The sequence below is a fragment of the Serratia sp. K-E0102 genome (assembly GCF_029962625.1).
Classification (GTDB): Bacteria; Pseudomonadota; Gammaproteobacteria; order Enterobacterales; family Enterobacteriaceae; genus Serratia; species Serratia sarumanii.
Window position 1 is genome coordinate 213,367 of sequence record NZ_CP124754.1, and the last position, 26,408, is coordinate 239,774.

18 protein-coding genes, 5 tRNA genes, 3 rRNA genes and 1 other RNA gene are annotated in these 26,408 nt (G+C 56.4%); 22 read left to right on the forward strand and 5 right to left on the reverse strand.

All coding sequences use genetic code 11. The features are described 5' to 3' along the window. Position 1: 1 nt before the first annotated feature. Genes tatC through hemB form a run of 3 tightly spaced genes read left to right on the forward strand, consistent with a single transcriptional unit; the run spans position 2 to position 2,645 of the window. Entirely contained in the window at positions 2-772 is a 771-nt protein-coding gene (tatC, locus tag SSARUM2_RS00965) for a Sec-independent protein translocase subunit TatC (RefSeq protein WP_033649673.1), read from the forward strand. Positions 773-825: 53 nt separating this feature from the next. Next, complete coding sequence (gene tatD / locus SSARUM2_RS00970) at positions 826-1,608, forward strand: 3'-5' ssDNA/RNA exonuclease TatD (RefSeq protein WP_033655127.1); 783 nt, start codon at positions 826-828, stop codon at positions 1,606-1,608. Positions 1,609-1,622: 14 nt separating this feature from the next. Next, on the forward strand, positions 1,623-2,645 hold the full coding sequence (gene hemB / locus SSARUM2_RS00975; protein WP_033636707.1) for a porphobilinogen synthase: 1,023 nt from the start codon (positions 1,623-1,625) through the stop codon (positions 2,643-2,645). A 45-nt stretch (positions 2,646-2,690) separates the two neighbouring features. On the opposite strand, the gene rfaH is transcribed toward hemB, so the two are convergent. Then, entirely contained in the window at positions 2,691-3,179 is a 489-nt protein-coding gene (gene rfaH, locus SSARUM2_RS00980) for a transcription/translation regulatory transformer protein RfaH (protein ID WP_004934466.1), read from the reverse strand. 246 nt (positions 3,180-3,425) lie between these two features. On the opposite strand from rfaH, the gene pepE reads away from it, so the two are divergent. The 3 genes from pepE to fre all read left to right on the forward strand — a co-directional run bounded on the left by pepE (position 3,426) and on the right by fre (position 6,486). After that, positions 3,426-4,151, forward strand: a complete 726-nt coding sequence (gene pepE, locus SSARUM2_RS00985; protein WP_033636709.1) for a dipeptidase PepE — start codon at positions 3,426-3,428, stop codon at positions 4,149-4,151. Between the two features lie 62 nt (positions 4,152-4,213). Continuing rightward, positions 4,214-5,734, forward strand: coding sequence for a 4-hydroxy-3-polyprenylbenzoate decarboxylase (gene ubiD / locus SSARUM2_RS00990; protein ID WP_033649678.1), 1,521 nt, complete (start codon positions 4,214-4,216; stop codon positions 5,732-5,734). 50 nt (positions 5,735-5,784) lie between these two features. Next, entirely contained in the window at positions 5,785-6,486 is a 702-nt protein-coding gene (gene fre / locus SSARUM2_RS00995) for an NAD(P)H-flavin reductase (RefSeq protein WP_004934474.1), read from the forward strand. Between the two features lie 172 nt (positions 6,487-6,658). Here fre and fadA read toward each other — a convergent pair whose 3' ends face one another. Then, positions 6,659-7,822 carry an acetyl-CoA C-acyltransferase FadA gene (gene fadA, locus SSARUM2_RS01000; RefSeq protein WP_025304928.1) on the reverse strand — a complete coding sequence of 388 codons (1,164 nt, stop codon included), beginning with the start codon at positions 7,820-7,822 and terminating at the stop codon, positions 6,659-6,661. Between the two features lie 10 nt (positions 7,823-7,832). Beyond that, positions 7,833-10,022 (reverse strand): fatty acid oxidation complex subunit alpha FadB, encoded by a 2,190-nt coding sequence (fadB, locus tag SSARUM2_RS01005; RefSeq protein WP_060453009.1) that lies wholly within the window; start codon positions 10,020-10,022, stop codon positions 7,833-7,835. Positions 10,023-10,452: 430 nt separating this feature from the next. On the opposite strand from fadB, the gene pepQ reads away from it, so the two are divergent. The 10 genes from pepQ (at position 10,453) to birA (ending at position 22,278) form a co-directional block, all read left to right on the forward strand. Then, complete coding sequence (gene pepQ, locus SSARUM2_RS01010) at positions 10,453-11,784, forward strand: Xaa-Pro dipeptidase (protein ID WP_033649681.1); 1,332 nt, start codon at positions 10,453-10,455, stop codon at positions 11,782-11,784. Further along, positions 11,784-12,398, forward strand: a complete 615-nt coding sequence (locus tag SSARUM2_RS01015) for an IMPACT family protein (RefSeq protein WP_033649682.1) — start codon at positions 11,784-11,786, stop codon at positions 12,396-12,398. The genes pepQ and SSARUM2_RS01015 overlap by 1 nt, the downstream gene beginning before the upstream one ends. A 35-nt stretch (positions 12,399-12,433) precedes the next feature. Next, complete coding sequence (trkH, locus tag SSARUM2_RS01020) at positions 12,434-13,885, forward strand: Trk system potassium transporter TrkH (protein WP_004934492.1); 1,452 nt, start codon at positions 12,434-12,436, stop codon at positions 13,883-13,885. A gap of 21 nt (positions 13,886-13,906) precedes the next feature. Beyond that, positions 13,907-14,440, forward strand: a complete 534-nt coding sequence (gene hemG, locus SSARUM2_RS01025) for a menaquinone-dependent protoporphyrinogen IX dehydrogenase (protein ID WP_047569749.1) — start codon at positions 13,907-13,909, stop codon at positions 14,438-14,440. Between the two features lie 391 nt (positions 14,441-14,831). Then, a 16S ribosomal RNA gene (locus tag SSARUM2_RS01030) occupies positions 14,832-16,373 on the forward strand. A gap of 88 nt (positions 16,374-16,461) precedes the next feature. Beyond that, positions 16,462-16,537 (forward strand) — tRNA-Glu (locus SSARUM2_RS01035). A 239-nt stretch (positions 16,538-16,776) separates the two neighbouring features. Beyond that, a 23S ribosomal RNA gene (locus SSARUM2_RS01040) occupies positions 16,777-19,684 on the forward strand. A 104-nt stretch (positions 19,685-19,788) separates the two neighbouring features. After that, a 5S ribosomal RNA gene (gene rrf / locus SSARUM2_RS01045) occupies positions 19,789-19,904 on the forward strand. Together the 16S, 23S and 5S rRNA genes with 1 tRNA gene alongside form the textbook arrangement of a ribosomal RNA operon. A 377-nt stretch (positions 19,905-20,281) precedes the next feature. Further along, complete coding sequence (gene murB / locus SSARUM2_RS01050) at positions 20,282-21,319, forward strand: UDP-N-acetylmuramate dehydrogenase (protein ID WP_039569855.1); 1,038 nt, start codon at positions 20,282-20,284, stop codon at positions 21,317-21,319. After that, positions 21,316-22,278, forward strand: a complete 963-nt coding sequence (birA, locus tag SSARUM2_RS01055; RefSeq protein ID WP_033636716.1) for a bifunctional biotin--[acetyl-CoA-carboxylase] ligase/biotin operon repressor BirA — start codon at positions 21,316-21,318, stop codon at positions 22,276-22,278. The genes murB and birA overlap by 4 nt, the downstream gene beginning before the upstream one ends. A gap of 47 nt (positions 22,279-22,325) precedes the next feature. Here birA and coaA read toward each other — a convergent pair whose 3' ends face one another. Further along, positions 22,326-23,276 carry a type I pantothenate kinase gene (gene coaA, locus SSARUM2_RS01060; protein ID WP_033636718.1) on the reverse strand — a complete coding sequence of 317 codons (951 nt, stop codon included), beginning with the start codon at positions 23,274-23,276 and terminating at the stop codon, positions 22,326-22,328. A gap of 219 nt (positions 23,277-23,495) precedes the next feature. Continuing rightward, positions 23,496-24,044 (reverse strand): GNAT family N-acetyltransferase, encoded by a 549-nt coding sequence (locus tag SSARUM2_RS01065; protein WP_033636719.1) that lies wholly within the window; start codon positions 24,042-24,044, stop codon positions 23,496-23,498. Positions 24,045-24,440: 396 nt separating this feature from the next. Here SSARUM2_RS01065 and SSARUM2_RS01070 point away from each other — a divergent pair. From SSARUM2_RS01070 to tuf, 6 genes are all read left to right on the forward strand, one after another. Beyond that, positions 24,441-24,516, forward strand: a tRNA-Thr gene (locus tag SSARUM2_RS01070). A 25-nt stretch (positions 24,517-24,541) separates the two neighbouring features. Next, positions 24,542-24,626: transfer RNA gene (locus tag SSARUM2_RS01075), tRNA-Tyr, on the forward strand. A gap of 46 nt (positions 24,627-24,672) precedes the next feature. Then, positions 24,673-24,788: non-coding RNA, RtT sRNA (locus SSARUM2_RS01080), on the forward strand. 36 nt (positions 24,789-24,824) lie between these two features. Next, positions 24,825-24,899, forward strand: a tRNA-Gly gene (locus tag SSARUM2_RS01085). Positions 24,900-24,905: 6 nt separating this feature from the next. Next, positions 24,906-24,981: transfer RNA gene (locus tag SSARUM2_RS01090), tRNA-Thr, on the forward strand. Between the two features lie 109 nt (positions 24,982-25,090). Continuing rightward, positions 25,091-26,275: an elongation factor Tu gene (gene tuf, locus SSARUM2_RS01095; protein WP_015376315.1), complete on the forward strand. Its 1,185-nt coding sequence runs from the start codon at positions 25,091-25,093 to the stop codon at positions 26,273-26,275. The last annotated feature ends 133 nt before the right edge of the window (positions 26,276-26,408 follow it).

Genomic DNA, 26,408 nt, shown 5'->3' on the forward strand with positions numbered 1-26,408 from the left:
CATGGCTGTTGAAGATACCCAACCCCTTATCAGTCATCTGATAGAGCTGCGCAAGCGGCTGTTGAACTCGATTATTTGCGTGCTGGCGGTGTTCGTGGTGCTGGTGTTTTTCGCCAACGACATCTACCAGCTGGTTTCTGCACCGCTGCTCAAGCAGCTGCCGGCCGGGGCGAGCATGATCGCCACCGACGTGGCGTCACCGTTCTTTACGCCGATCAAGCTGACCATGATCGTCTCGGTGTTCGTCTCCGCGCCGATGATTTTGTATCAGGTGTGGGCATTCATCGCACCGGCGTTGTACAAGCATGAACGCCGCCTGATGATGCCGCTGCTGGTGTCCAGCAGCCTGCTGTTCTACCTCGGCATGGCTTTCGCCTACTTCATCGTGTTCCCGCTGGCCTTCGGCTTCTTTGCCAAGACCGCGCCGATGGGGGTGACCATTGCGACCGACATTAAAAACTACCTCGATTTCGTCATGGCGCTGTTTATGGCGTTTGGCGTCGCCTTCGAAGTGCCGGTCGCCATCATTCTGCTGTGCTGGAGCGGCGTCACCTCGCCGGAAGATCTGAAGAAGAAACGGCCATATGTGTTGGTCGGCGCGTTTGTGGTCGGCATGCTGTTGACGCCGCCGGACGTGTTCTCGCAAACCCTGTTGGCAATACCGATGTATCTGCTGTTTGAAGTGGGGGTATTCTTCGCTCGCTTCTATACCGGCAAGCGTCGTCCGCAAGCGGAAGAAGAAGACGAGGGTGACGAACCCCCAGCCTCCTGATCCACATTGATTGCTAAGCCGCCCACTGGGCGGCTTTTGCTTTGGAAAAAACCATGTTTGATATCGGCGTTAATCTCACCAGCAGCCAATTCGCCAAAGATCGCCAGGCGGTGGTGGAACGCGCCCGCGCCGCGGGCGTGACGGGGATGTTGATTACCGGCACCGATCTGGCGGAGAGCCGCGAGGCCGCCGAACTGGCGCGGCAACATGCGGGCTACTGTTGGTCTACCGCCGGCGTGCATCCGCACTACGCCAGCGGCTGGGATGAACACACCGCCGAGCAGATTTATGCGTTGGCCGCGCGCCCTGAAGTGGCGGCGATCGGCGAATGCGGCCTGGATTTCAACCGCAATTTCTCGACGCCCGCGCAGCAGGAAGCGGCGTTCACCGCGCAGCTGGCGCTGGCGGCGGAGTTGGCGCTGCCGGTGTTTCTTCATTGCCGCGACGCACACGCACGTTTTGCCGAGCTACTGACGCCGTGGTTGGATAAACTGCCCGCGGCCGTGGTGCACTGCTTCACCGGCACCGCCGAAGAATTAACTAGCTGCCTGTCGCTGGGCCTGTCGATCGGGATTACCGGTTGGGTCTGCGACGAGCGGCGCGGCCTGGAATTGCGCGCCCTGTTGCCGCAGATCCCGGCCGAGCGTCTGCTGCTGGAAACTGACGCCCCTTATCTGTTGCCCCGGGATTTACAGCCTAAACCCGCATCTCGCCGCAACGAACCCTGTTTCCTGCCCCATATCGTGCATCAGGTCGCCGTCTGGCGACAGGAAGAGCCGCAATGGCTGGGGCAAAAAACCGATGAGAACGCCCGCCGGCTATTCCGGCTGGTTTGAGCTAGGAGAAAACTATGAGCTATGCATTTCCGGGCACCTTCCCTGGTCGCCGTATGCGCCGCGTGCGCCGTCATGATTTCAGCCGCCGCCTGGTGGCCGAGAACCAACTGACGGTCAACGACCTGATTTATCCGGTGTTTGTCATGGAAGGCAGCAACCGTCAGGAAGAAGTGGCCTCGATGCCGGGCGTATCGCGCATGACGATCGATCTGCTGGTCAAGGAAGCGGAAACTATCGCCAAACTCGGCGTGCCGGTGATCTCCCTGTTCCCGGTGATTGAGCCAGGTCTGAAATCGCTGCATGCGGAAGAAGCCTATAACCCGGAAGGGCTGGTGCAGCGCACGGTGCGCGCGCTGAAAGACGCGGTGCCTGAGCTGGGCATTCTGACTGACGTAGCGCTCGATCCCTACACCACGCACGGGCAGGATGGGGTAATCGATGAGCAGGGTTATGTGATTAACGATGTGACCAAAGACATCCTGGTGCGTCAGGCGCTTTCCCATGCCGAAGCGGGCGCGGAAATCGTGGCGCCGAGTGACATGATGGACGGCCGCATCGGGGCGATCCGCGATCGTCTGGAATTGCAGGGTCTGGTGAATACCCAGATTATGGCCTACTCCGCCAAGTATGCTTCCTGTTACTACGGCCCGTTCCGCGATGCGTTGGGTTCCAGCGGCAATCTGAAGGGTGGCAACAAGAAGACCTATCAGATGGATCCGGCCAACAGCGATGAAGCGCTGCAGGAGATTGCACAGGATCTGCAGGAAGGCGCGGATATGGTGATGGTGAAACCGGGCATGCCGTACCTCGACGTTGTGCGCCGCGTGAAGGATACCTTCGGCGTGCCAACCTTCGCTTATCAGGTGTCCGGCGAGTACGCCATGCATATGGCGGCGATTCAGAACGGCTGGCTGCAGGAGCAGCCAGCGGTGATGGAGTCGTTGATGTGCTTCAAACGCGCCGGCGCCGACGGCGTGCTGACCTACTTCGCCAAGCGTGTCGCACAGTGGCTGCATGACGATGCGATGCGTCGCTAAGCGTGAAATGAGCCAACAAAAAGGCGCCTGAGGGCGCCTTTTGCATTACATCTTCTGGAACTGTCGGTTGTCGATGCTTTGGCTGACCTGTTTGTTGATCAGGTTGAGCAACAGCATGGAGCGCGCCTCGCCGTCCGGCTCGGTGTAGATCGCCTGCAGCCCTTCGAACACGCCGTCGACGATCAGGACGGTATCCCCCGGCTGTGGGGTTTCCGGATCGACATAGGTTTCGCTGGCGTGCGTGCGCAGCTCATCGATCACCTTGCTTGGGATGACGCTCGGCAGCGCGCCGAAGCGCACGAAGTGGCTGACGCCGCGGGTGGCGCTGATGGTGGTGGTGTGAATGCGCTCCGGGTCGAACTCCACAAACAGATAGTTGGGAAACAGGGGTTCGCTGACCGCGATACGCTTGCCGCGCACGATCTTTTCCAGCGTGATGATCGGGCTGAGGCAGTTTACCTGCTGCCGTTCCAGATGTTCCTGCGCCCGCAACAGCTGACCGCGTTTGCAATAAAGTAGATACCAGGATTCCATAATTTCACATGCCTTTCTGCCAGCCGGTAAGCATATCAAAAGCGCTTCCGGATACATAGTGATGCAAGTTTCAGCGTGTAACATCACCTATCTCTATGAAGATGCGGCTATTAGCGAGGGGTCACACACTTATCGATACGGCGCTGGTATAACAGAGGGCTAAAAATTTGTTACCGTCACAGTATGGCAAGGCGTTGCGCTACCGGCTGTGACGCTATTCATCGTTTTTGACCGAGGGAAAGATAAATGGAGCTGTTTCTGTTGAGCAACGGCAAGCTGTCTGGCGAAGCCGAGCTGCTGGGGTATGCCAAAAGCCAACTGCTGGCGATGATTGCACGTCGCGGCATCAAATCCGCCGTCTTTATCCCTTATGCGCTGATCCGTTACGACTACGACCAGCGTGCGCAGGAGCTGGCGCAAACGCTGGGCATCGAAGTCACCAGCATCCATCACGCCGCTTCGCCGGCGGCGGCGATCGCGCAGGCGGAGTGCATTTTGGTCAGCGGCGGCAATACCTGGTTGCTGAACCAAATGCTGCACGAACAAGGCTTGATCGTGCCCATCCAGCGCGCGGTGCGCGAGCGCGAAGTGCCTTACGTCGGCTGGAGCGCCGGTTGCAACGTGGCCACGCCGAGCATTCGCACCACCAATGATATGCCGGTGCGCTGCAGCGTAGTGCTGCCGGCGCTGGGGCTGTTCCCGGTGCAAATCAACCCGCATTACATCGACGCGCATATCAGCGGCCACATGGGCGAAACCCGTGACGAGCGCCTGGCGGAGTTCTGCGCGATCAACCCAAGTGAATCGGTGGTGGCGCTGCGTGAAGGCAGCCTGCTGCACGTTGAAGGCAACGAGCTGCGTTACTTCAGCGCCAACGGGCAGGGCTTCAAGGTGTTCCGCCACGGCGAGGAGACGCGCGAATATCAGGATACGCGTGCGCTGGCTGCGCTGGTGCCGTTCAACTGCGGCTGAGGGCCACCCCGCAGCGGGCGGCGTTAACAAAATTGCAGCAACAACCGTGAAGAGGGCTTATAATGCCCTCCCCACTGGCCGTTATAATGATCAGCATGAAATACCGTGACTTACGCGATTTCCTCTCGTTGCTGGAGAAGAGAGGGGAACTAAAACGCATCAGCCAGCCGATCGATCCTTACCTGGAAATGACGGAGATTGCCGATCGCACCCTGCGGGCGGGCGGCCCGGCATTGCTGTTTGAAAACCCGAAAGGCTACGACATGCCGGTGCTGTGCAACCTGTTTGGCACCGCCAATCGCGTAGCGATGGGCATGGGGCAGGAAGACATCAGCGCGCTGCGCGAAGTCGGCAAACTGCTGGCGTTCCTCAAAGAGCCGGAGCCGCCGAAAGGCTTCCGCGATCTGTTCGACAAAATGCCGAAGTTCAAGCAGGTGCTGAACATGCCGACCAAGGTGCTGGGATCCGCGCCTTGTCAGGAGCAGGTATGGCAGGGCGAGGACGTCGATCTGGGCCGTATTCCGGTGATGCACTGCTGGCCGGAAGACGCCGCGCCGCTGATCACCTGGGGGCTGACGGTGACCCGCGGCCCGCATAAGGAACGGCAAAATCTCGGCATCTATCGCCAGCAGGTGCTGGGCAAGAATAAAGTGATCATGCGCTGGCTGTCGCATCGCGGCGGCGCGCTGGATTATCAGGAGTGGTGCCAGGCGCACCCCGGCGAGCGTTTCCCGGTTGCGGTGGCGCTGGGCGCCGATCCCGCCACCATCCTCGGCGCGGTGACGCCGGTGCCGGATACCCTGTCTGAATACGCTTTTGCCGGGCTGCTGCGCGGCAATAAAACCGAAGTGGTCAAGTGCCTTTCCAACGATCTGGAAGTGCCCGCCAGCGCTGAAATCGTGCTGGAAGGCTATATTGAGCCGGGTGAAATGGCGCCGGAAGGCCCCTACGGCGACCACACCGGTTACTACAATGAAATCGACCAGTTCCCGGTGTTCACCGTCACCCACATCACCCAGCGCCGCAACGCGATCTACCACTCGACCTACACCGGCCGCCCGCCGGATGAGCCGGCGATCCTGGGCGTGGCATTGAATGAAGTGTTCGTGCCGATTCTGCAAAAGCAGTTCCCGGAAATCGTCGATTTCTATCTGCCGCCGGAAGGGTGCTCGTACCGCCTGGCGGTAGTGACCATGAAGAAACAGTACGCCGGCCACGCTAAACGCGTGATGATGGGTGTCTGGTCGTTCCTGCGGCAGTTTATGTACACCAAATTTGTTATCGTCTGCGATGACGACGTCAATGCGCGCGACTGGAACGACGTAATTTGGGCGATCACCACACGAATGGATCCGGCAAGGGATACCGTTCTGGTGGAGAATACGCCGATCGACTATCTGGACTTCGCCTCACCGGTTTCCGGCCTGGGTTCGAAGATGGGGCTGGACGCCACCAATAAATGGCCGGGTGAAACCGATCGCGAATGGGGCCGTCCGATTCAGATGGATGAAAAGGTACGTGCGCGCGTCGACGAAATCTGGGATGAGCTCGCAATCTTCAGTGACAGGGAACCGACGCTGTAGCGTCAGGCCCTGTTCTCAGCTTTGCATTGATGACCCGACAGAGGGAACGCATGACAATATTGAGCTGTAAAGTGACCTCGGTAGAGGCCATTACCGATACGGTTTATCGGGTACGTCTGGTGCCCGAGCAGCCGTTTTCTTTCAAGGCAGGGCAATATCTGATGGTGGTGATGGACGAGCGCGACAAGCGCCCGTTCTCGCTGGCATCTACCCCGACGCAGCAAGATTACATCGAGCTGCACATCGGCGCTTCGGAGCTGAATCTGTACGCCATGGCGGTGATGGATCGCATCCTGAAAGAGCAGGCGATCACCGTCGACGTGCCGCACGGCGATGCCTGGCTGCGGGAAGAGGGTAGCCGTCCGCTGGTGCTGATTGCCGGCGGCACCGGTTTCTCTTATGCGCGTTCAATCCTGTTGACCGCGTTGGAGCAGCAGCCCGATCGCGATATTTCTATCTACTGGGGCGGGCGTGAGCTGAAGCACCTGTACGATCTGAGCGAGCTGGAAGCGCTGTCGTTGCAGCATCCGAATCTGAAGGTGATCCCGGTGGTCGAGCAGCCGGAAGCCGAATGGCGCGGCCGCAGCGGCACCGTGCTCAGCGCGGTGCTGCAGGATTTCGGCACGCTGGCGGAGCACGACATCTATATCGCCGGGCGTTTCGAGATGGCGAAAATCGCCCGTGAGCGTTTCTGCGCCGAGCGCGGCGCGCTGGAAGCGCATATGTTCGGTGACGCGTTTTCGTTTATCTGACCGATGCGATGCGCAGTGAACGGGGTGGCCGAGGGTCGCCCCGTTTTTATTTGGGCGCCGGCAAACGTCAGGCATAAAAAACCCGCCCCTGACAGGCGGGAAGAACGGCAACTAAACTTGGCGGGATGCCGCGATTTGAAGTGGTGACGCGGTCATCCCAAGATAGACACAGCTAAACGCGTTCAAAGACGGTGGCGATGCCCTGGCCCAGGCCGATGCACATGGTCGCCAGGCCGAACTGCGCGTCGCGACGTTCCATGTTGTTCAACAGGGTGGTCGAGATGCGGGAGCCTGAACACCCCAGCGGGTGGCCGAGCGCGATGGCGCCGCCGTTCAGGTTGATCTTGTCGTCGATGCTGTCCATCAGCCCCAGATCCTTGATGCACGGCAGCGACTGGGCGGCGAACGCCTCGTTCAGCTCGAACAGATCGATGTCCTGCACGCTCAGACCGGCGCGTTTCAGCGCCAGCTTGCTGGCCGGCACCGGGCCGTAACCCATGATGGAAGGATCGCAGCCGACGACCGCCATCGAGCGGATGCGGGCGCGGGCCTTCAAACCGAGCGCTTTGGCGCGCGATTCGCTCATCAGCAGCATGGCGGAAGCGCCGTCCGACAGGGCGGAAGAACTGCCGGCGGTGACGGTGCCGTTGACCGGATCGAACGCCGGACGCAGGGCCGACAGGCTTTCGACGGTGGTTTCCGGGCGAATGACTTCATCGAAATCGTAACGGGTCAGCACGCCATCGGCGTCGTGGCCGTTGGTCGGTATGATCTCGTTTTTGAAGTAACCTGCCAGCGTCGCCGCATGCGCGCGCTGGTGGGAGCGGGCGGCAAACTCATCCTGCATCTGGCGGCTGATGTTGTGCATCTTGGCCAGCATTTCGGCGGTCAGCCCCATCATCCCGGCGGCTTTGGCCACGCTGCGGCTCAGCCCCGGATGGAAATCCACGCCGTGGTTCATCGGCACATGACCCATGTGTTCCACGCCGCCGATCAGGCTGACGTGCGCGTCGCCGACCATGATGGCGCGCGCCGCGTCGTGCAGCGCCTGCATCGAAGAGCCGCACAGGCGGTTGACGGTCACCGCCGGCACGCGGTGCGGGATCTCGGCCAGCAGCGCGGCGTTGCGGGCGATGTTGAAGCCTTGCTCCAGCGTCTGCTGCACGCAGCCCCAGTAAATGTCATCGATCTCGGCGGCATCCAGCGCCGGGTTGCGGCTCAGCACTTCACGCATCAGGTGAGCGGAGAGATCTTCGGCGCGCACCTGGCGGAAGGCGCCGCCCTTGGAGCGGCCCATCGGCGTGCGTACGGCATCAACAATAACTACGTTTTCCATCTTTATGACCTCATGCCGGTTGGCGGGTAGCGACGTCGGACAGCGGTGTCGCCACCGGGTAGTAGCTTTCATTGCGTTCGGCCTTGGCGCGCAGACCGGCCGGCACCTGATACAGGGCGCCGAGGTGTGCGTAACGCTGGGCCAGCTCAACATAGTTGGCGGTGCCGAGCGTATCCAGGTAGCGGAACGCGCCGCCGTGGAACGGAGGGAAGCCGATGCCGTAAACCAACGCCATATCGGCTTCCGCCGGGCTGGCGACGATCTTCTCTTCCAGGCAGCGAACCACTTCGTTGATCATCGGGATCATCATGCGCGCGATGATTTCTTCGTCGCTGATGGTCTGGCGCGGTTGGCTCACTTCGGCCAGCAGCGCGTCGGTCTGCTCGTCGTTGTCCTTGCGCGGTTTGCCTTTGCTGTCCTGGCTGTAGCGGTAGAAGCCCAATTGATTTTTCTGACCGAAGCGCTGGTTGTCGAACATCACGTCAATGGCGTCGCGATAGTCTTTGCTCATGCGATCCGGGAAGCCGGCGGCCATTACCGCCTGCGCGTGGTGCGCGGTGTCGATGCCCACGACGTCGAGCAGGTAGGCCGGGCCCATCGGCCAGCCGAACTGTTTTTCCATCACTTTATCAATCTGACGGAAGTCGGCGCCGTCGCGCAGCAGCAGGCTGAAGCCGGCGAAATACGGGAACAGCACGCGGTTGACGAAGAAGCCCGGGCAGTCGTTCACCACGATTGGCGTTTTGCCCATGCGGCTGGCGTAGGCCACCACTTTGGCGATGGTGTCATCGCTGGTCTGTTCGCCGCGGATGATTTCAACCAGCGGCATGCGGTGTACCGGGTTAAAGAAGTGCATGCCGCAGAAGTTTTGCGGGCGCTTCAGCGATTTTGCCAGGTGATTAATCGGAATGGTCGAGGTGTTCGACGCCAGCACGGTGTCCTCACCGATCAGGTTTTCCACTTCCGACAGCACGGCGGCTTTGACCTTCGGATTCTCGACGACCGCTTCAACGATCACCTGTGCGCGCCCGATGCCGGCGTAGTCCAGCGTCGGCTGAATGGTCGACAGCACCTGCGCCATTTTCAGGCCATCCAGCTTGCCGCGCTCCAGCTGCTTATTGAGCAGCTTGGCCGCTTCGCTCATGCCCAGCGTCAGCGACTTGTCGCTGATGTCTTTCATGATCACCGGCACGCCTTTCAGCGCCGATTGGTAAGCGATGCCGCCGCCCATGATGCCGGCGCCCAGCACCGCCGCCTGTTTCGGCGCATCCACATTCTTGGCCAGCTTTTTCGCCTGGCTCTTCACGAACTGATCGTTGAGGAAGATGCCGACCAGCGCGCGCGCTTCGTTGGAACGCGCCAACGGCACGAAGCTGGCGGTTTCCAGTTTCAGCGCTTCATCGCGGCCCAGCTTGGCGGCGGCTTCAATGGTCTTCACCGCGGTCATCGGCGCCGGGTAATGTTTACCGGCGGTCTGCAGCACCATGCCTTTGGCGGTGGTGAAGCTCATCGCCGCTTCAATCGGGCTGAGTTTCAGCGGCTCCAGCTTAGGTTGACGCGCGGCGCGCCAGTCCAGCTTGCCGTCGATCGCCTGTTGCAGCATGTTGAGCGCCGCTTCGGCCAGTTTTTCCGGTGCCACCACCGCATCCACCAGGCCGACTTTCAGCGCCTCTTTGGCGCTGACGTCTTTGCCGGCGGCGATGATTTCCAGCGCGCTGTCGTTACCCAGCAGGCGCGGCAGGCGGACGGAACCGCCGAAGCCCGGCATGATGCCCAATTTGGTTTCCGGCAGGCCAATGCGCGCGTCCGGTGAGGCGACGCGGAAATCGGTCGCCAGAATGCATTCGCAACCGCCGCCGAGCGCATAGCCGTTAATGGCCGAAATGGTCGGCACCGGTAAATCTTCCAGCCGGTTAAAGACGTTGTTGGCGAACACCAGCCACTCTTGCAGCTTTTCAGCCGGTGCGGCGAACAGAGAAAGGAATTCGGTGATATCGGCGCCGACGATAAACGCGGCTTTGGAGGAACGCAGCAGCAGCCCTTTCAGCTCAGGCTGGTTTTCCAGCACGGTGAGCGCTTCGCCCAGGCTGGCTACGGTGCGGGTGTCCAGCTTGTTGACCGAGCCCGGTGCGTTGAACACCAGCTCGGCGATGCCGTTATCGAGCCAGTGCAGTTGTAATGTTTCGCCTTGGTAGAGCATGTCTATCTCCTGAATCAGCGTATGATCTGGTATGACCAGATGATGAGGAGTGTGGTTTTTATGTTAAAAATATGCAAATGAGAGATTGCATATTTGCTGGTCGGATCACATCTCACCAAGTTAGCGTTTTGATTTAAAACGAAGTTATATTTTATGTGCTATCGGCATTTGCTGGCGGTTGTCGGTCTTCATACACTTGCCAGCGGCGATTTATCATTCAGGCGAGGTTAGGCATGAATAAGGCGGCTGGCGTCATGGCGACGACGATGCGGGGCTGACGATGGCACTCGGCTGGCTAAGGTTAAACTGCGGATGTAACGGCATTTGCCGGGAATTGCGAGCTGCTCCGCATGCCCAACGCGATGAGGTTGGTGCGCCGGAGCGCTGTGTTAAGATGACTTCTTTCGTGCTAAGGCATAAGGGTAATGTGATGGAAACGCTGGCTTCTTTGTATAACGACCACCTGGCAGAGCTGCAAAAACGCGCGCGCGAAGTGCTGGAGCGCAACAAGTTGGATGCGCTGCTGATTCACTCCGGTGAACTGCAAAAGGTATTTTTGGACGACCATAGCTATCCGTTCAAAGTGAACGCGCATTTCAAAGCCTGGGTGCCGGTGACGTCGGTGCCGAACTGCTGGTTGTGGATTGATGGCGTCAACAAGCCGAAGCTGTGGTTCTACTCCCCGGTTGACTACTGGCACAGTGTAGAGCCGCTGCCGGACAGTTTCTGGACCAAATCCCTTGAATTGATGCCGCTGGCCAACGCCGACGCTATCGCCCAGCAGCTTCCGCCGCAGCGCGAGCGCGTGGGCTATATCGGTTATGCGCAACAGCGTGCCCGCGATCTCGGCATCCCTTCGGAGAACATCAACCCGAAAGCGGTGTTGAACTACCTGGATTTCCACCGTTCGATCAAAACCGGCTATGAGCTGGCCTGCATGCGCGAAGCGCAGAAGACGGCGGTAACCGGCCATCGTGCGGCGCATGAAGCCTTCCTCTCCGGCATGAGCGAGTTCGACATCAATCTGGCCTACCTCACGGCGACAGGCCACCGCGATACCGACGTGCCTTACGACAACATCGTGGCGCTGAACGAACACGCTTCGGTACTGCACTACACCAAGCTGGATCATCAGCCGCCGGCCGAATCCCTGAGTTTCCTGATCGACGCCGGCGCGGAATACAACGGCTACGCTGCCGATCTGACCCGCACCTACGCGGCGCAAAGCGGCAGCGAATTCGCCCATCTGGTGAAAGATCTCAACGGTGAACAGCTGGCGCTGATCGACACCATCAAAACCGGCGTGCGCTATACCGACTACCATGTGCAGATGCACCAGCGCATCGCCAAGCTGCTCAAGAATCACAAGCTGGTGAACGGCCTCAGCGAAGAGGCGATGGTTGAAACGGGCATCACTACGCCGTTCCTGCCGCACGGGCTGGGCCACCCGCTGGGCCTGCAGGTGCACGACGCCGCCGGCTTTATGCAGGACGAGCAAGGCACCCATCTGGCGGCGCCGGCCAAGTATCCGTTCCTGCGTTGCACCCGCGTGTTGCAACCGGGCATGGTGTTGACCATCGAGCCGGGTCTGTACTTCATCGAGTCTCTGTTGGCGCCGTGGCGCAGCGGTGAGTTCAAGCAGCACTTCGCCTGGGATCGCATCGATGCGCTGAAGCCGTATGGCGGCATCCGCATCGAAGACAACATCGTGATCCACGAAAAGCGCATCGAGAACATGACGCGCGATCTGAACCTGGCCTGATGCGGCCGTATCCGATACCGGCGGAAGCAACCTGCTTTACCGAAGAAATAAAGAAGAGCCGTTTTATCACCCTGCTGGCGCCGACCAGCGGGGTAGAAGCGGCAAAGACGTTTATTCAGCAGGTGCGGGATGAACACCCGGCGGCGCGGCACCATTGTTGGGCCTTCGTCGCCGGCAGCCCCGATGACTCGCAGCAGCTGGGATTCTCCGACGACGGAGAGCCGTCGGGTACCGCCGGCAAACCGATCCTCGCGCAGCTCATGGGCAGCGGCATCGGGGAAGTGACCGCCGTGGTCGTTCGTTACTACGGCGGCGTCAAGTTGGGCACCGGCGGATTGGTGAAAGCCTATGGCAACGGTGTTCAACAGGCGTTGAAGCAGCTGGCGTTGGCTCAAAAGGTGCCGGAAGCCGAATATATCTTGCAGTGCGACTATGCGCAGTTGGCGTTGGTGGAGAACTTGCTGCAGCAAACCGCAGGTCGGATCCTGCAGGGTGAATACGGCGCCGCCGTCGTGCTGCATCTGGCGTTGCCGGCCACCGAGGTCGAGCTGTTTGGGAATAAATTGCGTGATCTTAGTCGCGGTAATTTGCAATTAACCCCCATTTCGCAATAATTCCTCCCAATTGAATTGCTAAGGATCGTGCTGAAATGCATTTTCGCGCCATAACCCGTATCGTTGGTCTGCTGGTCATCCTGTTCTCCGGGACGATGTTTATTCCCGGCCTGGTGGCATTGATTTACCGCGATGGGGCGGGGCGCGCGTTCAGCCAAACCTTCTTCGTGGCGCTGACCATCGGTCTGATGCTGTGGTGGCCGAACCGCAAACAGAAACACGAACTGAAACCCCGCGAAGGCTTCCTGATCGTCGTGCTGTTCTGGACCGTGCTGGGCAGCGTGGGGGCATTGCCGTTCCTGTTTTCTGAACGGCCCAACTTGTCGCTGACCGACGCCTTCTTTGAATCCTTCTCGGGGCTGACGACCACCGGTGCGACGACGCTGGTGGGACTGGATTCGCTGCCGAAGGCCATTCTGTTCTATCGCCAAATGCTGCAATGGATGGGCGGCATGGGGATCATCGTGTTGGCGGTGGCGATACTGCCGATACTCGGCGTCGGCGGCATGCAGCTGTATCGGGCGGAAATGCCCGGGCCGCTGAAAGATAACAAGATGCGCCCGCGCATCGCCGAAACAGCCAAAACCCTGTGGCTAATCTATGTGTTGCTGACCGTAGCCTGTGCGCTGGCGCTCTGGGGAGCAGGAATGTCGGTGTTCGATGCTATCGGCCACAGTTTCTCGACCATCGCCATCGGCGGCTTTTCTACCCACGACGCCAGTATCGGTTATTACGCCAGTCCGACCATCAACACCATCATCGCCGTGTTCCTGCTGATTTCCGGCTGTAACTACGGCCTGCACTTCGCTTTGCTCAGCGGCCGCAGTCTGAAGGTATATGGGCGCGATCCTGAATTCCGCATGTTCATCTTCGTCCAGCTGACGCTGGTGGTGGTGTGCACGTTGGTGCTCTGGGGACATGGCGTCTATAAGAGCGGTATGGAAACGCTCAATCAGGCGTTCTTCCAGGTGGTATCGATGGCGACCACGGCCGGTTTTACGACCGACAGCATCGCCAAGTGGCCGCTGTTCCTGCCGATGCTGTTGTTGTGTTCGGCATTCATCGGCGGCTGCGCCGGCTCGACCGGCGGCGGCCTGAAGGTGATCCGTATTCTGCTGTTGTACCTGCAGGGCTCGCGCGAGTTGAAAAGGCTGGTGCACCCTAACGCGGTCTATACCATCAAATTGGGCAACCGCGCGCTGCCGGAACGCATTCTGGAGGCGGTGTGGGGATTTTTCTCCGCCTATGCGCTGGTGTTTATCGTCAGCATGCTGGCGATCATTGCTACCGGCGTTGATGATTTCTCCGCGTTTGCCGCAGTGACGGCAACGCTGAATAACCTCGGCCCCGGCCTGGGCGTAGTGGCGGATAACTTCACCACGATGCCGGCGGCGGCCAAGTGGATCCTGGTGGTGACGATGCTGTTCGGGCGCCTGGAAGTGTTTACATTGCTGGTGCTGTTTACGCCAACCTTCTGGCGTGAGTGAGCCTGATATAAGGAGTACGCCATGAAGGCATTGATACTTTATTCGAGCCGTGACGGGCAAACACGTGCTATCGCTTCTTATATAGCAAGCAAATTGCAGGATACGCTGCGCTGTGAGGTGATCGATCTGCTGCAGGCGGAACAGGTCGACCTTAATCAGTATCAGCTGGTGATGATCGGTGCTTCTATCCGTTACGGGCACTTTAACCCGGTGTTGGATAAATTCGTCAAACGTCATGCCGAGCAGCTGAATCGAATGCCGAGCGCGTTCTTTGCCGTGAACCTGACGGCGCGCAAACCGGAAAAGCGCTCGCCGCAAACCAACGCTTATACCCGCAAGTTTCTGCTGGCCTCGCCGTGGCAGCCAAAACAGTGCGCGGTGTTTGCCGGCGCATTGCGTTATCCGCGCTATCGCTGGTTCGACCGCATCATGATTCAATTTATTATGCGTATGACGGGTGGTGAAACGGATACCAGTAAGGAAGTGGAGTACACCGATTGGCAGCAGGTCGATCGTTTCGCCCAGGAATTTAGCCAGATCCCGTACGAAAAGTGACAAAAACGCGGGTTTGGCCAGCGTTTTGCCGAAAAAATCCGCGCTTGAAAAGTTTTTTGCATTTAGGGGTTGCGGCCTGCCGAGAACTCCCTATAATGCGCCTCCACTGACCGGGAACAACGACTGACAAGCCGCCGGGTCAGCGAGAAGACAGCGAAATAAACGCTTGACTCTCCGGGCTAAAAGCGTAATATACGCAGCCCGCGCCGATGAGTTTCTCGGCACTGCTCTTTAACAATTTATCAGACAATCTGTGTGGGCACTCCACAAGACGATATCCAGCATCTTCGGATGCAAAAAAATATCAAGTCTTTAAGAGTGACTAACTGAAGTAAAATTCATGCAGTAAATCTTTGAGCATCGCTTCTCGAGTGGAAGCACATCAAGCTTTTAATTGAAGAGTTTGATCATGGCTCAGATTGAACGCTGGCGGCAGGCTTAACACATGCAAGTCGAGCGGTAGCACAAGAGAGCTTGCTCTCTGGGTGACGAGCGGCGGACGGGTGAGTAATGTCTGGGAAACTGCCTGATGGAGGGGGATAACTACTGGAAACGGTAGCTAATACCGCATAACGTCGCAAGACCAAAGAGGGGGACCTTCGGGCCTCTTGCCATCAGATGTGCCCAGATGGGATTAGCTAGTAGGTGGGGTAATGGCTCACCTAGGCGACGATCCCTAGCTGGTCTGAGAGGATGACCAGCCACACTGGAACTGAGACACGGTCCAGACTCCTACGGGAGGCAGCAGTGGGGAATATTGCACAATGGGCGCAAGCCTGATGCAGCCATGCCGCGTGTGTGAAGAAGGCCTTCGGGTTGTAAAGCACTTTCAGCGAGGAGGAAGGTGGTGAGCTTAATACGCTCATCAATTGACGTTACTCGCAGAAGAAGCACCGGCTAACTCCGTGCCAGCAGCCGCGGTAATACGGAGGGTGCAAGCGTTAATCGGAATTACTGGGCGTAAAGCGCACGCAGGCGGTTTGTTAAGTCAGATGTGAAATCCCCGGGCTCAACCTGGGAACTGCATTTGAAACTGGCAAGCTAGAGTCTCGTAGAGGGGGGTAGAATTCCAGGTGTAGCGGTGAAATGCGTAGAGATCTGGAGGAATACCGGTGGCGAAGGCGGCCCCCTGGACGAAGACTGACGCTCAGGTGCGAAAGCGTGGGGAGCAAACAGGATTAGATACCCTGGTAGTCCACGCTGTAAACGATGTCGATTTGGAGGTTGTGCCCTTGAGGCGTGGCTTCCGGAGCTAACGCGTTAAATCGACCGCCTGGGGAGTACGGCCGCAAGGTTAAAACTCAAATGAATTGACGGGGGCCCGCACAAGCGGTGGAGCATGTGGTTTAATTCGATGCAACGCGAAGAACCTTACCTACTCTTGACATCCAGAGAACTTAGCAGAGATGCTTTGGTGCCTTCGGGAACTCTGAGACAGGTGCTGCATGGCTGTCGTCAGCTCGTGTTGTGAAATGTTGGGTTAAGTCCCGCAACGAGCGCAACCCTTATCCTTTGTTGCCAGCGGTTCGGCCGGGAACTCAAAGGAGACTGCCAGTGATAAACTGGAGGAAGGTGGGGATGACGTCAAGTCATCATGGCCCTTACGAGTAGGGCTACACACGTGCTACAATGGCGTATACAAAGAGAAGCGACCTCGCGAGAGCAAGCGGACCTCATAAAGTACGTCGTAGTCCGGATTGGAGTCTGCAACTCGACTCCATGAAGTCGGAATCGCTAGTAATCGTAGATCAGAATGCTACGGTGAATACGTTCCCGGGCCTTGTACACACCGCCCGTCACACCATGGGAGTGGGTTGCAAAAGAAGTAGGTAGCTTAACCTTCGGGAGGGCGCTTACCACTTTGTGATTCATGACTGGGGTGAAGTCGTAACAAGGTAACCGTAGGGGAACCTGCGGTTGGATCACCTCCTTACCTAAAGATATTGCTTCGAGTGGCGTGCTCACACAGATTGTCTGATGAAAAAGTAACGAGCAAAAGCGTCATAAAAGTACGGTGTCGTGTCCCCTTCGTCTAGAGGCCTAGGACACCGCCCTTTCACGGCGGTAACAGGGGTTCGAATCCCCTAGGGGACGCCAAGCTTCCGACCCACCCGGTGAAAGCGGCGGTCTTCAGTATCTGACGATACACCATATCTTAAAGATGACTTTCGAGTCATGTTTAAGATATTGCTCTTTAACAATCTGGAACAAGCTGAAAATTGAAACATGACGGCTGAAATTCATTCCTCCGTAGATGTACTGGAATGAAGAGTAACCTGTCATAGAGTCTCTCAAATGTTTGCAACTTGAACGATGGAAACATCTTCGGGTTGTGAGGTTAAGTGACTAAGCGTACACGGTGGATGCCTAGGCAGTCAGAGGCGATGAAGGGCGTGCTAATCTGCGAAAAGCGTCGGTAAGGTGATATGAACCGTTACAACCGGCGATACCCGAATGGGGAAACCCAGTGTGTTTCGACACACTATCATGTCATGAATACATAGTGGCATGAGGCGAACCGGGGGAACTGAAACATCTAAGTACCCCGAGGAAAAGAAATCAACCGAGATTCCCCCAGTAGCGGCGAGCGAACGGGGAGGAGCCCAGAACCTGAATCGGCTTGTGTGTTAGTGGAAGCGTCTGGAAAGTCGCGCAGCAAAGGGTGATAGCCCCGTACACTAAAATGCACAGGTCGTGAGTTCGATGAGTAGGGCGGGACACGTGACATCCTGTCTGAATATGGGGGGACCATCCTCCAAGGCTAAATACTCCTGACTGACCGATAGTGAACCAGTACCGTGAGGGAAAGGCGAAAAGAACCCCGGCGAGGGGAGTGAAATAGAACCTGAAACCGTGTACGTACAAGCAGTGGGAGCACCTTCGTGGTGTGACTGCGTACCTTTTGTATAATGGGTCAGCGACTTATATTTTGTAGCAAGGTTAACCGTATAGGGGAGCCGTAGGGAAACCGAGTCTTAACTGGGCGATTAGTTGCAAGGTATAGACCCGAAACCCGGTGATCTAGCCATGGGCAGGTTGAAGGTTGGGTAACACTAACTGGAGGACCGAACCGACTAATGTTGAAAAATTAGCGGATGACTTGTGGCTGGGGGTGAAAGGCCAATCAAACCGGGAGATAGCTGGTTCTCCCCGAAAGCTATTTAGGTAGCGCCTCGTGAACTCATCTTCGGGGGTAGAGCACTGTTTCGGCTAGGGGGCCATCCCGGCTTACCAAACCGATGCAAACTCCGAATACCGAAGAATGTTATCACGGGAGACACACGGCGGGTGCTAACGTCCGTCGTGAAGAGGGAAACAACCCAGACCGCCAGCTAAGGTCCCAAAGTCATGGTTAAGTGGGAAACGATGTGGGAAGGCATAGACAGCCAGGATGTTGGCTTAGAAGCAGCCATCATTTAAAGAAAGCGTAATAGCTCACTGGTCGAGTCGGCCTGCGCGGAAGATGTAACGGGGCTAAACCATGCACCGAAGCTGCGGCAGCGACGCTTAGGCGTTGTTGGGTAGGGGAGCGTTCTGTAAGCCGTTGAAGGTGGCCTGTGAGGGTTGCTGGAGGTATCAGAAGTGCGAATGCTGACATAAGTAACGATAAAGCGGGTGAAAAGCCCGCTCGCCGGAAGACCAAGGGTTCCTGTCCAACGTTAATCGGGGCAGGGTGAGTCGACCCCTAAGGCGAGGCTGAAAAGCGTAGTCGATGGGAAACAGGTTAATATTCCTGTACTTGGTGTTACTGCGAAGGGGGGACGGAGAAGGCTAGGCTGGCCGGGCGACGGTTGTCCCGGTTTAAGCGTGTAGGGGGTGTGACCTGGTAAATCCGGTTGCATACTAACCCTGAGGCGTGATGACGATGCACTACGGTGCAGAAGTAGTTGATGCCCTGCTTCCAGGAAAATCCTCTAAGCTCCAGGTAACATTAAATCGTACCCCAAACCGACACAGGTGGTCAGGTAGAGAATACCAAGGCGCTTGAGAGAACTCGGGTGAAGGAACTAGGCAAAATGGTGCCGTAACTTCGGGAGAAGGCACGCTGGCATGTAGGTGAAGTCCCTTGCGGATGGAGCTGAAGCCAGTCGAAGATACCAGCTGGCTGCAACTGTTTAATAAAAACACAGCACTGTGCAAACACGAAAGTGGACGTATACGGTGTGACGCCTGCCCGGTGCTGGAAGGTTAATTGATGGGGTCAGCCGCAAGGCGAAGCTCTTGATCGAAGCCCCAGTAAACGGCGGCCGTAACTATAACGGTCCTAAGGTAGCGAAATTCCTTGTCGGGTAAGTTCCGACCTGCACGAATGGCGTAATGATGGCCAGGCTGTCTCCACCCGAGACTCAGTGAAATTGAACTCGCTGTGAAGATGCAGTGTACCCGCGGCAAGACGGAAAGACCCCGTGAACCTTTACTATAGCTTGACACTGAACATTGAGCCTTGATGTGTAGGATAGGTGGGAGGCTTTGAAGCGTGGACGCCAGTCTGCGTGGAGCCATCCTTGAAATACCACCCTTTAATGTTTGATGTTCTAACTCGGCCCCGTGATCCGGGGTGAGGACAGTGTCTGGTGGGTAGTTTGACTGGGGCGGTCTCCTCCCAAAGAGTAACGGAGGAGCACGAAGGTTAGCTAATCACGGTCGGACATCGTGAGGTTAGTGCAAAGGCATAAGCTAGCTTGACTGCGAGAGTGACGGCTCGAGCAGGTACGAAAGTAGGTCTTAGTGATCCGGTGGTTCTGAATGGAAGGGCCATCGCTCAACGGATAAAAGGTACTCCGGGGATAACAGGCTGATACCGCCCAAGAGTTCATATCGACGGCGGTGTTTGGCACCTCGATGTCGGCTCATCACATCCTGGGGCTGAAGTAGGTCCCAAGGGTATGGCTGTTCGCCATTTAAAGTGGTACGCGAGCTGGGTTTAGAACGTCGTGAGACAGTTCGGTCCCTATCTGCCGTGGGCGTTGGAAGATTGAGAGGGGTTGCTCCTAGTACGAGAGGACCGGAGTGAACGCACCACTGGTGTTCGGGTTGTCATGCCAATGGCATTGCCCGGTAGCTAAGTGCGGAAAAGATAAGCGCTGAAAGCATCTAAGCGCGAAACTTGCCTCAAGATGAGTCTTCCCTGGGCCTTTAAGGCCCCTGAAGGAACGTTTAAGACTAAGACGTTGATAGGCTGGGTGTGTAAGTGCAGCGATGCATTGAGCTAACCAGTACTAATGATCCGTGAGGCTTAACCTTACAACACCGAAGGTGTTTTAGAGACGAAGATATTTTCAGCGAAGTTCCGAGATTGGTTCTGATGGCGACACGAAAGTGAAGCGGTTGGAATGAAACAGAATTTGCCTGGCGGCAATAGCGCGGTGGTCCCACCTGACCCCATGCCGAACTCAGAAGTGAAACGCCGTAGCGCCGATGGTAGTGTGGGGTCTCCCCATGCGAGAGTAGGACACTGCCAGGCATCAAACCAAGCCGAAAGCCCTGAACTGACGTTCAGGGCTTTTTGCTATGGGGAAAATAAATTCCCTGGCTGTATTTATTGCTTATAGAAATACCTCTATTGGCATATGCTGCTTATTTTCATAAGGAAGCATAATGTTTTTTGTCAGAGAAAAAGCTAGCTAAATATATAATTGATAGCTCCAAATTATTATTTAAATAATAAAAATATCTATTTATGAAGATGTTGATGAGAATTATCCGGTTATATCAAGGATAAATCTTAATTCTCCAGTGTATTAGGCGATAAATTTCACGTTAATTAAAACAAATATTAGCCAGACGCCTCGAATCGAGTAGACTAGGCGAAAGATTATTTCTTTATGGGTACTGAACGTTATGTCTACTGAAAGCGCGTCTTTAAAAAACCACAATACGTTTGCGCTCCCGGTCAACGCAGCGCACCTGATCATGGCCGATAGAATTGAGCTGATGCTCAAAGTGTGGCAACAAACGCGCAAGCGTCAGGAGCCGCTGCTGATTCTCGGTGAAGGTAGCAACGTGCTGTTCCTGGAGGATTTTTCTGGCACGGTAATGGTCAATCAGTTGAAAGGTATCGATGTTCGGGAAGATAACGATGCCTGGTATCTCCACGTCAGCTCCGGTGAAAACTGGCATGACCTGGTGCAATATACGCTGCAGGCCGGGATCTGCGGCCTGGAAAACCTGGCGTTGATTCCTGGATTGGCCGGCTCCGCCCCTATCCAGAACATCGGCGCCTACGGCGTCGAATTGAAAGACGTCTGCGAGTATGTCGATCTGCTGGACTTCTCTACCGGTGCTATCGATCGCATTCCGGCTGCCGAGTGTGGTTTCGGTTACCGGGAAAGCATTTTCAAACACCGTTTCCAAACCGGGCATGTCATTGTCGGGCTGGGCCTGCGTCTCAACAAACAATGGCAACCCAAATTGAGCTACGGCGATCTGGCCAGGCTGGATCCCGCCACGGTGACGCCGCTTCAGGTATTTGAATCCGTATGCGCCATGCGCCGCAGCAAGCTGCCCGATCCGCGTGAAACCGGTAATGCCGGCAGCTTCTTCAAGAATCCGCTGGTGAACGCAGAGAAAGCCGCAGAACTCATCGCCAAATATCCCGGCATGCCGCACTATCCACAGCAGGATGGCCAGGTGAAGCTGGCCGCCGGATGGCTTATCGATCAATGCGAACTGAAAGGATATCGTATCGGCGGCGCTGCGGTACACCGTCAGCAGGCGTTGGTGCTGGTGAACATCGACAACGCCCACAGCCAAGATGTGGTGGCGCTGGCGCGCCACGTACGCAAGACAGTGGCCGATAAATTTGGCGTCTGGCTGGAGCCTGAGGTGCGTTTTATTGGCGCGACCGGTGAGCTGAATGCCGTGGCGGTGCTGTCATGAAAGATACCAAGGTTCCGTTAAAACTGATCGCGCTGCTGGCCGACGGTGAATTTCATTCCGGGGAACACCTGGGTGAGTCACTGGGCATGAGCCGTGCGGCGATCAATAAGCATATTCAGACCATTCGCGAATGGGGGCTGGATGTCTTTACCGTGCCCGGCAAAGGCTACAGCCTGCCTGGCGCCATCCAGCTGTTGGAAGCCGAGCGCATCCTCAGCCTGCTGGAAGACAAGCGTGTAAGCGTGTTGCCGGTGGTCGATTCCACCAACCAATACTTGCTGGACCGCATTGCCGAATTGCACTCTGGTGACGCCTGTGTCGCTGAATACCAGCAGGCAGGGCGAGGGCGCCGCGGGCGGCAGTGGATCTCGCCATTCGGCGCTAATTTATACCTGTCGATGTTCTGGCGACTGGAGCAGGGGCCGGCTGCGGCCATGGGGCTTAGCCTGGTGATCGGGATGGTGATGGCGGAAGTTCTGCAGCGTCTCGGTGCGGCCGATGTGCGCGTGAAGTGGCCTAACGATCTCTACCTGAACGATCGTAAATTGGCGGGGATCCTGGTCGAACTGACGGGGAAAACCGGCGATGCGGCTCAACTGGTCATCGGTGCCGGCATCAACCTGGCGATGCGTGATACCAATGCCAGCGCCATTACTCAAGGATGGATTAACCTACAGGAAGCGGGAATTCAGATCGATCGCAATGAGCTGGCTGCAACCCTGCTTAATGAACTGCGTCAGTCGCTGAAACAGTTTGAGATAGACGGACTGGCGCCCTTTATCGGTCGCTGGCGTACCCTGGATAACTTTATCGACAGGCCGGTCAAGCTGCTTATCGGCGAGCGGCAGATTGTGGGTATCGCCCGAGGAATCGATTCGCAGGGCGCGCTGCTGCTGGAACAAGACGGGGAGATCAAGCCCTTCATCGGTGGAGAGATATCGCTGCGCAGCGCAGAATAGTTAGAGAAAGCAGGGGACGGCAACGTCCCCTGAATCGATCGGTAGGCTTACTTTCTTAAACGCACGCTTTCAACGGCGTGGTTAGCGCTTTTGGTCATGATCAGGCTGGCGCGTTCGCGTGTAGGCAATATATTCTGCTGCAAATTCAACCCGTTAATTTCATTCCATAATTGCGTGGCGATATTAATCGCTTCCGGTTCCGGCAATTTTGAATAGTGATGGAAATAAGAATCGGGATTGGAAAATGCGCCTTGACGGAATTTCAGGAAGCGATTGATATACCAGCTTTGCAATAGCGTCTCCGGGGCATCGACATATATAGAGAAGTCGACAAAATCGGAAACGAATACGCGATGCGGATCGTGAGGATAATCCATGCCGCTTTGCAATACGTTAAGCCCTTCCAAGATCAAAATATCCGGTTGCTCGATGACTTTATTACCTTCGGGCACAACGTCATAGATCAAATGAGAATAAACCGGAGCGGTGACGCGTTTGGCGCCGGATTTCACTTCCGACACGAATTTCACCAGGCTATGCATATCGTAAGACTGCGGGAAGCCTTTTTTCTTCATCAGACCGCGCTCGTTCAGCACCTTATTAGGATGCAAGAAGCCGTCGGTCGTGATCAGCTCCACGCTGCGATGTTCAGGCCAGCGGCTCAGCAACGCTTGCAACAGACGAGCGGTCGTGCTCTTACCAACGGCTACGCTGCCGGCGATGCCGATGACATAGGGAATCTTTTGCCCGTCGGTGCCGAGGAATTGCTCCAGCACCGCCTGTCGGCGCAGGTTGGAACTGATATAGAAGTTCAACAGCCGTGACAGCGGCAGATAAATCTGCGCAACTTCTTCCAACGAGAGATCTTCGTTAATCCCTTTCAGTTTAACGATCTCTTCTTCCGACAACGTCAGCGGCACCGAATCTCGCAACGCCGCCCATTGGGTACGATCGAACTGTAGGTAAGGCGTTGCTAAAGATTGATCTCTTTTTATCATAAGCCAAATTCTGCCTGTTAACGCAGGTTGGGAAAGGCGCCGGACGCCAACTCCAGAGAATAAACAAGCTGCATATTATAGACAGCTTCGTTTTTGGCGTAGACTTTTTTCGCAAAAGTTGTCGATAGGCAGCAGTTTATGTCAATTGTGCGAAGCGGCGCGCAGTTGATAAAGCGGGGTTGCAAGGCGGCATCATCGGGGCCGGATACCGCCTGAAGGTTAACTGGCGATGGCGCGCGAAGGTTGGTTCACGGTGAACAGGCGTTTGTAATAAATAACGGTCGGATGGTAATGCCCATCGGGCCCCGCCGCATAATCCGGCAGCTCGCCCAAACAGCGATAACCCAGGCTGCGATAAAGCGCTTCTGCCGCCGAACCGGCCTGCGTATCCAGGTACAATAGCCCGCGTTGCTGCTGCAGCGCCGAGTGCTCCAGCGTCTTCATCAGCGCCTGACCTACGCCGTTGCGACGAGCGCGGCTATGCACCAACAGCTTCACCACCTCCGCACGATTACGGCCGTTCGGCTTCTGACAGAGTTCGAGTTGCACGGTGCCAACGACGCCGCGCTCGTCGCGGGCAATCCACAGCAGCAGTTCACCTTTAGCTAGGGCCGGTCGCAGACTGTGGAAGTAGCTCTCGGCGTCTTCGTGAGGGATTAAGGTGTCGTAACCGACAGAAGCGCCGTGCGTGACGGCATCGGTCAACAGGCGGGCCAATTCATCCCGGTAAATCGGCAGCGTAGCGGCGTTGATAGGCACTATTTTCATGAGTCATTCCTCCAGATATGGGGGTAATGAAGAGAAGCAATAACTGAGCCACAGCGGCGAAAGGCATGACGACGGCAAAAGGGTGAGGGATCAGTGTAGCTCACGCCTCGGTCCGGGGCAGGTATCCCCTTTTTGGTGCATCGATCCCGCTCACAGTTTACCGTTGCGGGTTAAGTGTTTTGAGAAGCCCGACACGGAGAAAGCGGCGCTCAAGGCTTGCAAAAAGTGGATAAAATTGTAGAGAATGATTGCCGCGAGTGATGAATGTTTGCACGCCGCAGGCTGCGAATTGCATGACAGTATGCAAAATTGACTGATTTGTGAGCGAAAGTGCGCGTAAAGCAATTTTTTTGTTGCATAGGTCGCCCGCTCTACCTAGAATGCGCTGCACTTGATGCCGGCTTAGCTCAGTAGGTAGAGCAACTGACTTGTAATCAGTAGGTCACCAGTTCGATTCCGGTAGCCGGCACCATTCAAGTCACAAGTAGTTAAAATCTGGTGGGGTTCCCGAGCGGCCAAAGGGAGCAGACTGTAAATCTGCCGTCACAGACTTCGAAGGTTCGAATCCTTCCCCCACCACCAAATCTTGCCTTCGGCGATTAACTGAAATGCGATAAATGCCGCAACGGTTGATAGCGGGAGGAGAGGGCGAAAGCCTTCGGCAAGGTTCGAGCTGTGCAGCGCAAGGCGCAGCCGGCCCGAAGGATGCGAGCCGAGTGATGAACAATCCTGCTCCATCCCAAAATTCTACAGAAAAATCAGGTAGCCGAGTTCCAGGATGCGGGCATCGTATAATGGCTATTACCTCAGCCTTCCAAGCTGATGATGTGGGTTCGATTCCCACTGCCCGCTCCAAGATGTGCTGATATAGCTCAGTTGGTAGAGCGCACCCTTGGTAAGGGTGAGGTCGGCAGTTCGAATCTGCCTATCAGCACCACTTCTTAATTTCTCGCCCCCTGATTTTCTTTCTGTTCTGGATTCAACGAGCAAATGCTTGGTTGATGTGGTGATACCACCGATTTATCCGTGTCTTAGAGGGACAATCGATGTCTAAAGAAAAGTTTGAACGTACAAAACCGCACGTTAACGTCGGTACTATCGGCCACGTTGACCACGGTAAAACTACCCTGACTGCAGCGATCACTACCGTACTGGCTAAAACCTACGGCGGTTCTGCACGTGCTTTCGACCAGATCGATAACGCGCCAGAAGAAAAAGCTCGTGGTATCACCATCAACACCTCTCACGTTGAGTATGACACCCCGACTCGTCACTACGCGCACGTTGACTGCCCAGGGCACGCCGACTACGTGAAAAACATGATCACCGGTGCTGCGCAGATGGACGGCGCGATCCTGGTAGTTGCTGCGACTGATGGCCCAATGCCTCAGACCCGTGAGCACATCCTGCTGGGTCGTCAGGTTGGCGTTCCTTTCATCATCGTATTCATGAACAAATGCGACATGGTTGATGATGAAGAGCTGCTGGAACTGGTAGAAATGGAAGTTCGCGAACTGCTGTCCGCTTACGACTTCCCAGGCGACGACCTGCCAGTAATCCGCGGTTCCGCGCTGAAAGCGCTGGAAGGCGAAGCTGAGTGGGAAGCGAAAATCATCGAACTGGCTGAAGCGCTGGACAGCTACATCCCAGAGCCAGAGCGTGCTATCGACAAGCCGTTCCTGCTGCCAATCGAAGACGTATTCTCCATCTCCGGTCGTGGTACCGTTGTTACCGGTCGTGTTGAGCGCGGTATCATCAAAGTTGGCGAAGAAGTTGAAATCGTTGGTATCAAAGACACCGTTAAGTCTACCTGTACTGGCGTTGAAATGTTCCGCAAACTGCTGGACGAAGGCCGTGCTGGTGAGAACGTAGGTGTTCTGCTGCGTGGTATCAAGCGTGAAGAAATCGAACGTGGTCAGGTACTGGCGAAGCCAGGCTCCATCAAGCCACACACCCAGTTCGAATCTGAAGTGTACATCCTGAGCAAAGATGAAGGTGGTCGTCACACTCCATTCTTCAAAGGCTACCGTCCACAGTTCTACTTCCGTACCACTGACGTGACCGGTACCATCGAACTGCCAGAAGGCGTAGAGATGGTAATGCCAGGCGACAACGTGAACATGGTTGTAACCCTGATTCACCCAATCGCGATGGACGACGGTCTGCGTTTCGCAATCCGTGAAGGCGGCCGTACCGTTGGCGCAGGTGTTGTTGCTAAAGTTATCGCTTAATCGCTGATAAAGTTTGACGCGACACGCGGTAAAAGGGCATCATTTGATGCCCTTTTTCTACGCTGTGAACTAGAACCTATCTCATCAGCGATTTTGCAGTCATAATCATTGGTGAGATGGGCTCTTAAACCGT